This is a genomic window from Streptomyces sp. NPDC001843 (assembly GCF_042891955.1).
GTDB lineage: Bacteria > Actinomycetota > Actinomycetes > Streptomycetales > Streptomycetaceae > Streptomyces.
The window spans coordinates 1-13757 of sequence record NZ_JBIATQ010000036.1 but is presented as its reverse complement, the minus strand read 5'-3'; the positions used below and the strand labels follow the sequence as shown (position 1 = coordinate 13757).

9 protein-coding genes and 1 pseudogene are annotated in these 13757 nt (G+C 68.0%); 3 read left to right on the top strand and 7 right to left on the bottom strand.

Annotated elements, in window-relative coordinates; translation table 11 throughout:
- Positions 1–171 precede the first annotated feature (171 nt).
- The 3 genes and pseudogenes from ACFYZQ_RS40100 to ACFYZQ_RS40090 form a co-directional block, all read right to left on the bottom strand.
- Positions 172–1174, bottom strand: a pseudogene (locus ACFYZQ_RS40100) (IS5 family transposase).
- Positions 1175–1247: 73 nt separating this feature from the next.
- A complete protein-coding gene (locus tag ACFYZQ_RS40095; RefSeq protein WP_389159233.1) occupies positions 1248–1622 on the bottom strand; it encodes an ester cyclase in 375 nt (124 codons plus the stop codon).
- Positions 1619–2035 (bottom strand): DUF3224 domain-containing protein, encoded by a 417-nt coding sequence (locus tag ACFYZQ_RS40090; RefSeq protein ID WP_381694559.1) that lies wholly within the window; start codon positions 2033–2035, stop codon positions 1619–1621. Before ACFYZQ_RS40090 ends, ACFYZQ_RS40095 begins: the two co-directional genes overlap by 4 nt.
- An 851-nt stretch (positions 2036–2886) precedes the next feature.
- Here ACFYZQ_RS40090 and ACFYZQ_RS40085 point away from each other — a divergent pair.
- Entirely contained in the window at positions 2887–4047 is a 1161-nt protein-coding gene (locus tag ACFYZQ_RS40085; protein ID WP_389159231.1) for an ISL3 family transposase, read from the top strand.
- Here the strand turns inward: ACFYZQ_RS40085 and ACFYZQ_RS40080 are convergent.
- Positions 3995–4315: a hypothetical protein gene (locus ACFYZQ_RS40080; protein WP_389159229.1), complete on the bottom strand. Its 321-nt coding sequence runs from the start codon at positions 4313–4315 to the stop codon at positions 3995–3997. The two genes, ACFYZQ_RS40085 and ACFYZQ_RS40080, sit on opposite strands and share 53 nt — an antisense overlap.
- 699 nt (positions 4316–5014) lie before the next feature.
- Between ACFYZQ_RS40080 and ACFYZQ_RS40075 the strand changes: the two genes are divergently transcribed.
- Both ACFYZQ_RS40075 and ACFYZQ_RS40070 read left to right on the top strand, forming a co-directional pair.
- A complete protein-coding gene (locus ACFYZQ_RS40075) occupies positions 5015–7642 on the top strand; it encodes an MXAN_6230/SCO0854 family RING domain-containing protein (protein WP_389159227.1) in 2628 nt (875 codons plus the stop codon).
- Positions 7643–8228: 586 nt separating this feature from the next.
- Positions 8229–8708 (top strand): hypothetical protein, encoded by a 480-nt coding sequence (locus tag ACFYZQ_RS40070; RefSeq protein WP_389159225.1) that lies wholly within the window; start codon positions 8229–8231, stop codon positions 8706–8708.
- Positions 8709–8767: 59 nt separating this feature from the next.
- Here the strand turns inward: ACFYZQ_RS40070 and ACFYZQ_RS40065 are convergent, their stop codons facing one another.
- The 3 genes from ACFYZQ_RS40065 to ACFYZQ_RS40055 all read right to left on the bottom strand — a co-directional run bounded on the left by ACFYZQ_RS40065 (position 8768) and on the right by ACFYZQ_RS40055 (position 13307).
- Positions 8768–11572: a hypothetical protein gene (locus ACFYZQ_RS40065; protein ID WP_389159223.1), complete on the bottom strand. Its 2805-nt coding sequence runs from the start codon at positions 11570–11572 to the stop codon at positions 8768–8770.
- A gap of 1 nt (position 11573) precedes the next feature.
- Positions 11574–12005 (bottom strand): trypco2 family protein, encoded by a 432-nt coding sequence (locus ACFYZQ_RS40060; protein WP_389159221.1) that lies wholly within the window; start codon positions 12003–12005, stop codon positions 11574–11576.
- A gap of 432 nt (positions 12006–12437) precedes the next feature.
- Positions 12438–13307 (bottom strand): IS5 family transposase, encoded by an 870-nt coding sequence (locus ACFYZQ_RS40055; protein ID WP_389159220.1) that lies wholly within the window; start codon positions 13305–13307, stop codon positions 12438–12440.
- Between the last annotated feature and the right edge of the window lie 450 nt (positions 13308–13757).

Sequence of the window (13757 nt, the reverse complement as noted above, 5' to 3'; positions counted from 1 at the left end):
AGAAAGCCAGGCGTGACCGGCTGGATGCGACACAGCGGGCCGCCCTCGCCGAGCTGGGCTACACCTGGGCTGCAGAACAGTCCGGGCGCAGCTGAACGTTCGCCGATGGGCCGCGCGTCGCCCAGTACCGGATGGGCCGATAAGCCGTTTAGGGCGCGTATCGAGTCGTGATCAAGGGGTGGTCTGGGTGAGGTCTTTGGTCCAGATCATCGAGGCACGCAGGTGGAGGCCGGCGAGGTAGCTTTCGGGGGTCTTGTCGTAGCGGGTGGCGATGCCTCGCCAGGCATTGATCTTGTTGATCAGGCGCTCGACGGTGTTCCGTTCCTTGTAGAGGTCGGTGTTGTGGCTGACGGGCCGACCGCCCGTGGAGCCCTTCTTCTTCCGGTTGGCGGCCTGGTCTCTCTTCTCCGGGATCACTGCCTTGATACGGCGTCTGCGCAGGTAGGCGCGGTTGCCGCGGGATGAGTAGGCCTTGTCCCCGGCGACCGCGTTCGGCCGGGTGCGAGGGCGGCCGACAGGCCCGCGGACCCGTATCTTCTTCAGCACCGGGATGAACTGCGGGCTGTCCGCTGCCTGACCCGCGGTCAGGACGAACGCCACAGGCCGGCACTTGCGGTCGGCGGCGAGGTGGACCTTACTGGTTTGCCCGCCCCTGGAGCGACCGAGGAGAGCGGCCGTCAGCCGCAGCCTGCGGCGACGCCGGATGAGTCGTCGCTCCTCCCGCGCGGCATCGGTCGCGGTGCGGGCCCGCTTTGTTCTTCGAAGCCGCCCCTTTTGACCTGGCCTTCTCATCCTCGGCGGCAGCCTTCTCCAGGGCGGTGAGGAGGTCCTGGTCCAGGTGCATCCCGGCAGCGTCGTGGTGGGCGCGCATGGTGGTGGAGTCGACGCTGACCAGGGTCAGGTCCACGATGCCCCGCTGTGCTGCTGCCGCGATCAGGCCCTCCAGCAGGCCCTCGAAGACGCCGGCGTCGCGCCACTGTCGGAAGCGGTTGTGTACGGTCGACCAGGCGCCGAACTCCTGCGGCATCTCCCGCCACTGCCCGCCGGTCTTGAACCGCCAGATCACGCCTTCAAACTGCTGCCGCAACCGCTTCGGGTACGGGCCGTACCTGCCGATTGGCAGATACGGCCCGACGAACTCCCACTCCTCGTCCGTCAGTTGCATGCGCGTCATGCAGGACGATCTACCGGCCCAGGCCCTGCCATAAGGGCGCATCCCGCAGATTCACTGTGATTCGCTGCGCACCTTAGCTGGCCCGTCGGCCGAGACTGGAAAGGCCCCATAGCTCGGCGATCAGGCCGTGCTGAACTCGGAATATCTCCATCATGGTGGGTGCAGGCTCCGCGCCAGTCGGCACGGAGTTCGAAAGCCCGTGCAGCACGGAGCGGACGGCGACCCGGTCATGGTCCACGAGCATGTCCTCGACGGAGATATGTATGTCGGGATGGGCTGCGAACATCTTGGACCAGGCATCGGCGACGGCCTCGATACCGGCCGTTCTCAGCGGGTGGCTCACGAAGTCTGGCGCGAGGATCCTCTCCAGGGCAGCCAGGTCCCGGCCATTGAAAGCCTCGTACATGCGCAGGCCGACAGCCCTTGCCTCATGCGCTTCGTCCGTCATCGACCCGCTTCCAACTCGTAGTCAAACCAGATCCGATGCGTTCCATCAGCGTCGACGGCCATTCCTCCAGCACCGGAGATCCCTGCCAGCTCTCCCGTACCGCTCGCTGGCACGATGGTGAAGAACTCCGCTGTGCGATCGCTGCCGGACGTCGTCGCCGAGTGCACGAAGTTGAAGGCGCCGGCCCGGCCGCACAGCGAGCCTTCGAACGACTCCATGGCCACATAGGTGCCCACGCCGGTCGCCTGGTCGAACGCCGCGGTAAACAGGGTCGCCGAGCGACCGGCAACCTCGCCCTCGAAGTGCTTCTCCATCGTTGCGACGCCCACCGGAAGCCCAGTGGACACAGTCGGGTCCGGTTTCAGCTCAGTCGGGACGAACGCTTTGACAGTGAACATTCCTGTAGCTCTCATGGAACGACGGTATCGGTGCGGTCTGACACCGCTCTCCCTCTGGGCGGCCGAAGCTGAAGCGACTGACCCGCAGCGCGTACGGCTGGGTCGGGATCGGCCGACTCATCTCCGCCATCCACCGCGACCCGCAAGGTGATCACGACTCGGTACGCGCCCTAGTTCTGTATGCAGGATGCTGGGCGGAACGGAGCGAGGGCACGGCGGCCCGAAGTCGAGTCGGTGGATGTGCACTTCCGGCTGCGGGCGGGGCGACAGAGTGTTTGAGGTGGTCGTCGGCCTCCGGCGAGGTGGTCTTCGAAAACGGCTCTGACCGCAGTTCCGTGAATCCCCAGGTCAGCGGAGTGAGCGAGGGATCGTTTCGGCAGAGTATGTCCCGGCATGGCGAGCAAGGCGGTCGAGGCTGTGCTGTTTCCCGGGATCGATGTGCGAGTGGAGCGCGTCAGCGACTCCTCCGAGGTCCTCGTGGTGGAGGCGGTGTCCACCGCTCGGCCGGGCCGGTGCCCGGACTGCCGGAAACAGGCGAGGCGAATACACAGCACGTACCAACGCGCTCTGGACGAAAGGACGTTGGCATCTCGCCGGGTCATGGTCCGGCTGCGGGTCCGCCGGTACTTCTGTGATCGGAAGAGCTGTTCCCGCAAGACGTTCGTCGAGCAGGTCGCGGGCCTGTCCGAGCGGCACCGCCGCTCCAGCACCGGGCTGACAGGCTGGCTGCGGTCGATCGCGATCGAGCTCGGCGGCCGTCCGGCCGCACGGTTGTGCCGCCGCCTGCGGATGGCTGCGGGCCGGACCCGGCTGCTCAGGTTGCTGATAGCGCCAGCGGTTCCGGACCGTGGCCGCGGGTGCTGGGGGTGGACGAGTTCGCCTTCCGCAAGGGCTGCACCTACGGCACCGTGCTGGTCGACGTCGAGGCCGGCCGGGTCGTGGACGTGCTGCCCGATCGCACCTCCGAGACGTTCGCAGCCTGGCTCACCGAGCATCCCGGCGCCGAGATCATCTGTCGGGACCGGGCCACTGCCTACACCAAGGCAGTCAAGGAGGCCGCCCCTCATGCCCTGGAAGTCGCCGACCGCTGGCACCTGCTGCAGAACCTGTCCTCCGCAGTGGAGAAGACCTGTCACCAGCACCGCGACTGCCTGCGCAAACGTGCCGAGGAGGAGACGGTGACCGAGGTGCCGGAGCTGCCCCCGATGCAGTTACCGCCCGCGGAACTGCCCCGCACCCAGATCATCGAACGCACCCGCCACCGCTACGAGGACATCCACCGCCTGCTGGAGAAACGCTGGACGATCAGCGCCATCGCCCGCCGCCTCGGCCTCGACCGCAAGACCGTGCGCCGCTTCCGCGACACCGACCTCGACGAACTACTGGCCTCCGCCCGCGAGCGCCGCCCCAACGGCGTCCTGGAGCCGTTCAAGGCATACCTCAACACCCGCTTCACCGAAGCCAAGGGCCAGGTCAGCGGCACCCGACTGTTCCTGGAGATCCAGGCTCGCGGCTACCGAGGCAGCCGCCAGGTCGTTCGCAAACACCTCGCCGCCCTCCGCGCGGGCACCGCCGAACCGGTCCGAGCCGACATCCCGAGCCCCCGCAAGATCACCTCGTGGATCATGCAGCCCAGAGAAACACTCACCGAAAGCCAGGACGAGCGACTCCTTCAAGTCCGACTCGCCTGCCCGGACATCACCCGGGCCTGCGATCTCGCTCGGGCGTTCGCCGACCTGGTCCGTCACCAGCGCGGATACCTGTTGCTGGAGTGGATCCGGCAGGCCGAGCAGGGCGCACCGAAGCCCATGAAGGGCTTCGCCGGCTTCCTCCGCCAGGACCTCGACGCAGTGACCGCCGGACTCACCCTCCGGTGGAGTTCCGGTGTGGTCGAAGGACACGTGAACCGCGTGAAAACACTCAAACGAGCCATGTACGGCCGGGCCTCGTTCGAACTCCTCCGCACTCGCATCCTCACTCAGCCGTCGATGCCCCTTCAGTGGGCCTCTGGTGGTGAGGAAGGTTGAGCTGTTCATGCAGGAGAGCCGCAGCCTGGAGGTCATTGGTGACCATCACCTGAGCCAACCTGCCCGCGACTGCGATCACGTTGCCCCAGGTTGGAGCGTCTAGGTAGACCTCGTCCGGGGCACCGCGCCCCACTTCTTCCTGCACGGTCGAGTAGACCTCGCCCAGCTCCTTCATGAGCGCGACTTCCCCCTCGGTCCGCAGGCTCTTGCCCAGCCACGGCGCGGGATCGTCTGCGTTGCAGAAGTCGTCGAACAGTACGGTGACCACGTAGTCTAGGCCCTCGAACTCCTCTGGCCGCAGCCAGACATCGCGCTGCCACGACGGACTCGCAAGGGCGAGAACCGCTGGCACAGCATGAAGTCAGAAGACCGGGAACTCAATGCCGTGATCCGTCACGACGCGAGCCTACTGACAGGGCGAGGGACACAACCCACTGATCAGTGCGCTGTTCACGGAACTGCGGACAGAGCCTCGAAAACTGTCCGCCACTGAAGCCGTTCCCAGTCCGCAGGGGCAAGCGGCTGGCACCGAGATGGTGGTGGTCGGCCACCACCGGACGGCTGGTGCACTACAGGTCCGCAGCGATGCGGCTGCACGTGATGCTCCTCGACCGTGACACGCGCGTCCGCGGCCTGGCCGCCCGGCCGCTTGAACTGCGGTGGCGCGAGCCGAGCGGGGTGCGGGCGCATGCTCCTCAGCTGATGCTCCGGCTGGCCGATGGCGGGACCGGGTGCGCACCCGGTGCGGTGCGTAGTTCAGCCACTGTGTGCTGTACGGCCCTGGTGGACGCTCTTGTGGCACCCCGCCGTTAATTCGTTTGGCGCTCGCGAGGGGTTGTGATGGGATCAGGGGCAACGGGGGCGGCTCCCCGGCGCGCATCCTTCTCACCTTCTTCGAAAAGACTCAGCGCGCCCACTCTCCGTCCCCGTTCTTCTGTCCCGGGTCGTCGTGGAGGGGAATCCCCTGTTGCTCGCTGCCGAGTCCGTACTGCTGCGCCGTATCCAGACCGTGTACGTGGACAGGGCTCCCGCGTCCGGCGGCGGAACAGGACCGGCACTGCGTCGGCTCGAGGCCGAGCTACTCGGCCGCGGTCACGTCCTCTCCCCCGCGCTGCACGCGGCGCTCGGCTCTCTGGCCCCCGAGGAGCTGGCGGCCGCGCACGCCCGCCTGGTCGGGCTGGCCGATGACCTGCTCGGCTCCAACCGCACCCACATCCCGCTCTTCCGCCGCTTCCCGCGCACCGTGCCCCGGGACACCGAGGCGCTGTACGTGGACCGGGTCTTCGCCTTCCTGCTGCAGCAGCCGGACCAACCCTGTGTGCTGTGCGGCGAGGCGCGCACGGTGTTCCCCGTCTCGCCCTGCGCACACCTGGTGTGCCGGCTGTGCTGGGACGGATCCGACTATGCGGGCTGCCCGGTCTGCCATCGCCGGATCGACGCGGATGACCCCTTCCTGCGGCCGGTGCGTGCCGTCGGTGCTGCCAAGGCACCAGTGCCCGGCTCGCTGCGGCTGCTTCGCTTGGGCACCGACCGGGCCGCCGACGCCACCGCCGTGGTGGATTCCCTGCTGGCCCGTCGCACTCCTCTCTCCCCGCAAGACCGCGACGACCTGCTCACGCTGCTGCCGCTCACTCCGGTCGGCCAGGGCCGGCTGCCGGAGGAGATCCCGGTCCGGGAGACCAAGGCGATGGTGCTGGGCGCGCTGGTAGGCGAGGCGCCGGACGGCCTCCCGGTACGGAAGCTGCTGACCGAGCGGCTCACCACCGCCACCGACGTGTTGCGGCTGCTCGCCGTGCTCTCCGGCGGCGACGCCGGGCTGGTGACGCCGTCGCGCTTCACCAGCCTGCCGCGCCCGCTGCGCCGCGAACTCCTCGCGGTCCTCGACGGCTTGCCAATGCCGTACCTCGTGGAGGACGTGCTGCGGCACCCCACGGCATGGAAGCGGGTCGCGGAGGTCCTGCACCCCTTCGAACGGCACGCCCGGCATCCGCGCGCCGCCCTCGCCTTCGCCGTGCTGCGCGGGACCCCGGTGGATCCCGGCACCGCCTTCGGCGCAGCCCTGCTGGAGACGGCCGCCGCGCACCCGGACGCCGTCCGCGTGGACGGTGTCCGGATCCGCCCGGCCACCTGGGCCGGACGACTGGAACAGGCGGTGGCCGAGGGCGATGCGGGTCGGGCCGCGGCCCTCGCCGGGGAGCGCCCCGGCGAACTGGTGCGCCGTCTGGACCTGCTGCTGCGCCTGCACACCTCTGACGACCTCGAGCCGGAACTGGAGAAGGCCCTGCTGCGCGGGCTGCCGAAGGTGGGCCCGGGGCCGCTGCTGTCGGCGCTCGGGGCGCTGCGGGTCCGCGCCGAGGACCGCACCGGCCGCCGCCGGGTGTTCTTCCCACGCGGCGAAGTCACCCGGGCCCTGTCCGTTCCGGAGCGGCGGGCTCCACTGCCCGCCGGGCTGGTCACGGCCGCGGTCACGCTGCTGCAGGCCGAGCTGCTGCGCCGGTTCGCCGCCGGGGAGCCGTACGCGCTGTCGGTGCTGGACGCGGGCCTGGTCGACCTCACCGTGCCGTTCACCGAGCGGTCCACCGCGAAGGCCCTGGTGACGGTGCCTCGAGGCAGCATGCAGACTCTGCCCGAGGGCGCGGTGCTGCGGCTGTTCCTGCACTGGACCGAACCACAGGGCAACCGCACCGACCTGGACCTGTCGGTCGCGTTCTTCGACGCCGAGTGGAAATTCACCGGCCTGTGCGACTACACGAACCTGGTGCACGGCACGGAGGCCGCAGTCGACTCCGGCGACCTCACCTCTGCCCCGGCGCCACGGGGCGCCACCGAGTACGTGGACCTGGACCTGGAGCGGCTGGCGGAACGGGGAGATGTTTATGCCGTCCCGCTGGTCTTCAGCTACAACAACGTGCCGTTCGAGGAGTTGCAGGACGCCTTCGCAGGCTTCATGGCGCTGCCCGCGCAGAGCCCGCGCAACGCCTCCTACGACCCGCGCACGGTCCGCCAGCGCTTCGACCTGGCGGGCGACTCGCAAGTATGCCTGCCGATGGTCGTGGACCTGAACCAGCGCCGGACGCTGTGGACGGACACCCATCTGCCGTCCACAGACGGCTTCCAGAGCATCCGCTCGCACGGCGGCGCTCAGCTGGCCACTGTGGCCCGGGACCTGTGGGAGCAGTTCGGCTCCGGCAGCCGGACCACCCTTTGGGACCTCGCGGTATGGCGGGCTGCGGCGCGCTCCCCCGAGGTGGCCGTGGTGTGCCGGGAGCCGGAGCCCGCACTGCTGCAGTATCGGCGGCGGCCAGACGAGGACGCAGCCGCGTTCGCCGCCCGGGTGTCTTCCATGGAGGAGACCGAGGAGCGGCTCCTGCACCCGGACCCCGACGCGGCGGCGGCCGAACTCGCTTCCGGCACACTAGTATTCCTTGCGACGGTACACGGGACCGTCGGGCCCACGCGGGCCTCGGGCACCTTCTACCAGCTGTTCCCCGGACCCGGGGACACCTCAAAGACCCTGGTCCGCGTGACCGCCGGCGATCTGGTCGCCGAGCTCAGCAGCACCTCCGCGCCGGCCCGCGCACTGCCGCCGTCATAACGGGGCTGGTAGCTGCACCAACACCAGCAGGACCGCAGCGCCCTCTCCTCTAAGCGGTCTCGGTACGGACATGCCGGATGAGCGCGTGGAGTTCGCGGCAGTGGGCGCGGACCGGCCTGAGCTGGAACTGCCCGGAACCGGTGAGGATTTCCGACGGCTGATGAGTCATGCAGCGAAGGCCGGGAGCGAGGACTGCCGCGCGGTCACCGGCCTCCGCATCGAGTGCGTTCCTGGCGGAGGAGGCCACTGACGTGCCGGTAGCTGCCCTTAAGCCGAGCAGCATGATCCTCAGAATCACACCACATACCGGCACTCAACGGATCTGACCAATACACAGGAAAGACGACAAGAACTGAGCAAAGATCCCCGAACCTGACAAAAACCCAGGCCACAGCACCCGCAGCTGACCAGTACCAACCTGCCCGGTCCCCCGAAACACAACCTCACCCGACAGACGAGCCATACACGCAAACTGATCAGCCCAGGTCAACAACAGGCAGCCGGATCACATCGACTGCTCGCTGACATCCAAGCGCTCGCCGACCTCGGCCTGGAGTGGGCCTGAAGGCTGAGGAATGGGATAAATTTGTGGTTAAGCAAGCTTGCCGCCCGGCTGCTGGCCCTGCAATGCGCCCTGCGCGCCGACACCCACGGACGCGCCCGGCTGCCGGCCGGCCTGCTGCGCAGCATGCGCCTGCACCGGCACACCGAGGCGGGGCAGGAACTGGCACAGGACGGCTGGCTAGACCTGCCCGATCCCCGGGCAGCACCGGTGCAGGTACGGCTGCTGGATGACGCGGTGCTGCACCAGCCCCCGGGGCGCAGCGCCCGCCGGCGCGCTGCCCACTGGGCCCTCATGCCCGCCCCGCTCGTCGTTGCGGCAGCGGCAAAACCCGCAGACCGCCTGGCCGCGCTGGTCCTGGCCGCCCACACCACCAAGGCCGGCCCCGCAGCCGACATGGCCGTCGTTGCCCGTCTGTGGGGCGGGGGGCCAATGCCGCGGGTCCGGTCGGCGGCAGTACGGCCGGCTCGCCCACCCAGCAGACAGGGCCGCGATCGGCGGTAGGGCCTGCACGATCGGGGACAGCTGCGCCGTGTCCACCGCGTGGCGTCATACCGGATCGTTTACGTGCCCGGTGCCCTCCTTGCGTTCGTCTCGAAGCGGTTGAGGCCGAGTCGGTCCCTGCGTAGTTGTTCCGGTGTGCCGAGATCGTTTAGCAGGGACTGGCGCAGCAGCGTGTGTCGGAATCGATGAACCATGCCGTCGATCCTGAGGATTCCGCCTGCCCGCGCGCGGTCCAGGAACGCCGTGTAGGACACAGGGAGGAGGCCGGCTACCACGTAAGCGGCGTGGGTGGCGCGGAAGACGGGCCAGGCGGTGAACATCATCGGTCCTAGGACGGCGCCCGCCCCGGCCGCCGTCAACGCGAAGCCCCACGGCACGAGCGACCGCGCGCCGAACCACCAGGCCGCCACGCCGGACAGGCCCACTGCAGCGAGGCAACACACGGCCACGGCTCCGGTTGACCATCGGTCGCGCGTGAGTAGTTGCGAGGGGTTCGCGGAGTGGGCCGGAGTGACCTTCGCCGCCAGCAACGCGCCCCGCATAAGGATCAAGCCGGCGGCCGACCCACCAACGAGTCCAAGCCCAGTGGCGACCAGCATGCCCTGGCCCAGTACAGTCCATAGGCTGCCGTCGTCCCCCACGGGCCGCAAGAGTCCGCCCACTGCCTGAACCGCTGCGGCAGCCAGCAGCAGCACCGGCAGGACACGTGCGAACCGCAGCCAAGTGATCCGCAGCCCGGCATCTGGGCGGAAACCTGAGCGATGGACCTGTCGCCGTTCACGCTCGGTCCGTCGCTGGAAGCCGTAGCCCACGGTAAACCCCCCACCGCAGGCGGCACCCCACAGGCCGCCCGCAATGAGAGCTGTGCCGAGTTCCCGGGACAGGCCGGCCGTGGCACCCGCGATACAGACGAAGAGCGCGCCGTAGACGGCGATCAGCACGAACTGGTACCGCCGGTGCAACTGCCACCACCGGATGGCGTCGTCGTCTTGCTGGCTCTGTGCCGCCAGAAACCGCAGCCAGCGTCCGGCGTTCTCCGCTGCCCAGCGCGTCCCACCCCGTTGCCCGTCCGGGGGGTCGTACACCGCGCGCACCAGCGAGGCGAGCAGATGACGCTCCAACGCGCTTGGGTCAGAGAAAGCGGCCCTGTCGGCGAAGGACACCGGATCACGACCCGTTCGCCCGACTACTTGCAGACCCAGCCACTGCATCAAGGGCGTGGTGAAGACCCGCGCCGGGACGGGCGCTTCACCATCCTTTACGAGCATCAGCAGCGGCTCCCACCGCGCAACGTCTCCGGAGTCGGAGAGGAAAGTGCGGAAGTGGTCCAAGCTCAATGGCAACAGCTCCAGTGACACGGCGTCCCGGAAACCGCCGGTGCTGTGCTTCGCCTCTGCCAGTTCGGCCGTACGAGACGCAAGCGCGAAGCTTCCCGACGCACCGGTGGCCTGGTTTAGAGCGGTCACGAACTGTCGTCGGCGTTCTGGAGCCATCTCGTCGAAGCCGTCCAGGAAGGGAACGATCTGTCCGTTCCCGCGCAGTGCCCGCAGCAGGGCACTCGACGACAGACGGCTCTCTTCGCCCACGATCTCCGGATAGCGCTCGGCGAGTTGCGCCGCAACCCAGTCGTAGAACCCGCTGCTCGGCGTCCAGCCGCTGAGCGGGATGACCACCGGGACGGTGCCGTCGGCGGCGTCCTCGTCGAGTATCCGCTTGGCCAGCAGGGACAACGCGATGCTCTTCCCGCTGCCGGCTGCCCCGGACAGCACAAGTCGGGGCGTCACGCGCGAAGACCAGACGGCAAAGAGACTGTGCACGTCTTCCAGCTCTGGGTGATCGCCGACCCCACTCCCGGAAGCCGCTGACAGCATCCTCCACGGCACCGCAATGGCGGCAACATCAATGCTCCTGGCCCTCAAGTCCTCGGCAACGCGGTCCGTTTCGGCCTGTCGCAGATCACGCAGCCACCCGGCATCGTCCCTGTTGCTGAAGACCGCCGTGGGGTTGGACCTGCGCGCTCTGTTCCACCACATGACTGCTCCCGCCATCCCCACCATGAACAGAGCCAGCAGCACGCCGGCCGGCCCGACACCGGGACCAATACCGTACGAGAATAGGATCAGCGCAACGACCAACAGCGCGACAGGCGCCAGGTCCGGTATTGGTCCGTCACCCGCATGGGCTGCGGATATTTTCTCCAGGCACACGGTGGTTCCTGGATGGCCGTGCCGGATGACGAGGTCGGCGAAGCCGGGCAGGCGGAGCGCTTCGTGGATGGGCGCTGCCTGCAGACGGCGACCGCCCATTGGCCGGTTGTCCTCCACTGCCACCCCGACCAGCCGGTCACGGCAGAAGATCGCTGCCCCCGACGCGCCCGCCCACGGACGCTCACCACCATCTCCGAGGTCCGGCCATACCCGGCAGTCCAGGACCCAGTCGGACGACGACGTGGACACCACAGGCAACTCGCCCCGTAAATGCTCAACGTCCCCACGGGCGGCTTCGTCGGCGAAGGCGGGGAAACCTGCTCCGTCGAACGGCAACGGCGTGATTCCTCTAGGTCTCCCCCACCGCACCGGACGACCCGCCACCACGACAGGCTCCGCCAGCCATAACAGCGCGACATCCAAAGCATCTTGAGCCGGAATCCCCTCACGGGGATCGGGCCAGCACACTTGGGCCCGCCGGTGCTCAACATCGCCGAAGCGGGGATGCCCCACCCGCGCCTGCACCTCCGCCGCCCATCGCTGGCCCGGCAGCACGACATGCAGTGCGGTCAGAACGAGCTGGGGCCCGATCAGATACCCGGAACCGAAACCCCCCGGGTTCTCCGTGCGCAACCACACAAGGCGCCGTGCGTCCATCTCATCGTTCCCACGGGCGTTTCGACCCGGTCCCGGAACCGGACGCCTCATCCGGCGCTTCAGCAACGGTGGACTGCCCGGATGCTGCGCCCTCGGCGGATTGCAGGCTGGCGGCGCCGTTCTTCGCAGACTGACGACGGATCTTGGCACGGCTGCCGCCCAGCGCATCGTCGTGAACCTGCAGCATCAGCGTCAGTGTCTGGCGCCGCGTGGCCCCCAGGCCGCCGCCCACCTCTGTACCGGCCTTGACACCGGGAAGGCCGACCTCGACCTTCACCTTGCCGTCACCATCGCGATGGAACTCCACGTCCAACGTCAGCTGGGCTTGCTCCACCTCGAATCGCAACTGCTGGCCGGCCCCGGCATCCTGCGCGGCATATAGCTCACGCCGCAACTCCTCCAACGCCTCCGACAACGTGACCTTCGCATCCACGGCAACCCCTCATAAACGGCGCAGCTCTGGCACCCGGGAACACCATCAGCATGTCCCATTCCCCCTGCGCCCCGCAGCACTTCCACCCAGACAGAGCGACAGCTCCGACGTCCTCGTAGACCCAGGCTTGGCATTTCGATGACCTACCGCCCTTGAGCGCCTGCACACGCTAGAAGTTACGTGGAATCAGCCCGGGTGATCATCCGCCAGGCCCTCGAGGCCTGCGCCTCCTCCACCTCTTGGCGCTCCTGCTCCTGGCGCTCGCGCTCAGCCTGCTCTGCCTGGCGTTGGGCTCGATCGCCTGCTCCTTGCACGCGTCGCACAGTTGCGGGTGGGTGTCGCGCGGGACGTCCCAGTGGTCGGGTTCGGCGGCCTTCCACCGTTCGTCGGTGAACTTCGCCCCGCAGTCAGAGGTCGTTTTATCCTGGTGTTTCATCCCGGAATCTGCTGTTTAGCCTGTGGTGCCGGGTCGCGCCAGGAGATAACGTTCTCGCTGGTGAGGCGGCGGGCCATGAGGTCGGTCATGGCGATGTGAATCATGGCTTCCGAGCGGGCGGGCAAGGCCTCGTAGTCACGGGCGAGACGTCGGTGGAGCATCAGCCAGCCGTAGGTCCGCTCGACCGCCCACCGCTTCGGGATCGGGGTGAATCCCCTGGTCCCAGGGGTGCGGGCGGTGATTTCCATGTCGATGCCGAGGGTGGCTGCGTGCTCGACGAGGTACTGGCGGTAGCCGCCGTCGACCCATACCTTGCGGATGCCGGGGTGTTCGGCGGCGACCTGGTCCAGGAGCCGGGTGCCGGCTACGGAGTCCTGCACGCTCGTCGCGGTGACCAGCACGGCAAGCAGGAGCCCGATGGTGTCGGTGACGATGTTCCGCTTCCTGCCCACGATCTTCTTCCCTGCGTCGATGCCCTGGCTGGAGGCATGAACGCTGCTGGAGGTCTTGACGCTCTGGGCATCGATCACACAGGCCGATGGCTCGGCGTCCCGTCCTTCCTTCTGCCGTAAGAGCTGCCGGAGCAGGCCGTTGAGCTGGGCGAACACTCCTTCCTGTTGCCACTTGGCGAAGTAGCCGTAGACCGTGTTCCAGTGCGGGAAGTCGTGCGGGAGGTAGCGCCATTGCACGCCGGTGCGGTCCACGTACAGGATCGCGTTCATGATTTCGCGCAGGTCGTGCTCGGGCGGCCGTCCGAAGTCCAGGGCCCTGCCGCGGCGCTCGAAGCGCCAGGCCGAGAGCACCGGCTCGATCAACTCCCAGCGGGCATCGGACAGATCACTCGGATACGGTCGTCGCGTCAGCATGCTTCCGGCGTATCGCCTCGGATCGAGTGCGCCCAGGCGCACAGCAACAGCGACAGAAGCACGCAGCCACAAAGACCGGGCGTCCTGGGATGAGACAGGAACAAGCCACATCCCGCCCCACCTGTCACCCCTCCTGGCCCACAGGCCCCGACCACACCCCGCTACCTCTTCCGCACCGCAATCCCACACTCCGAGAATCGCCGTATAGCCAGGCATTACAGGTGAAAACGACCTCTCAGTAGGTGTTTTTCTACTCGCTTCCTTGGACTGCGTCCGGCAGTCCGGGAGCGAGTGATCTTTGTTTCGGAACAGGGTGTGCATGCCGCAGGGACTTGATGGACTGGGGCGATGAAGAGGTCACGTCCGCTGGAGTGGTGTATCGACGGCCACTCGGCGATCTCGTTTTGAGGCTATGCGGTGAGTTCGGTAGGGAGGACCGTGTCGTCCGTT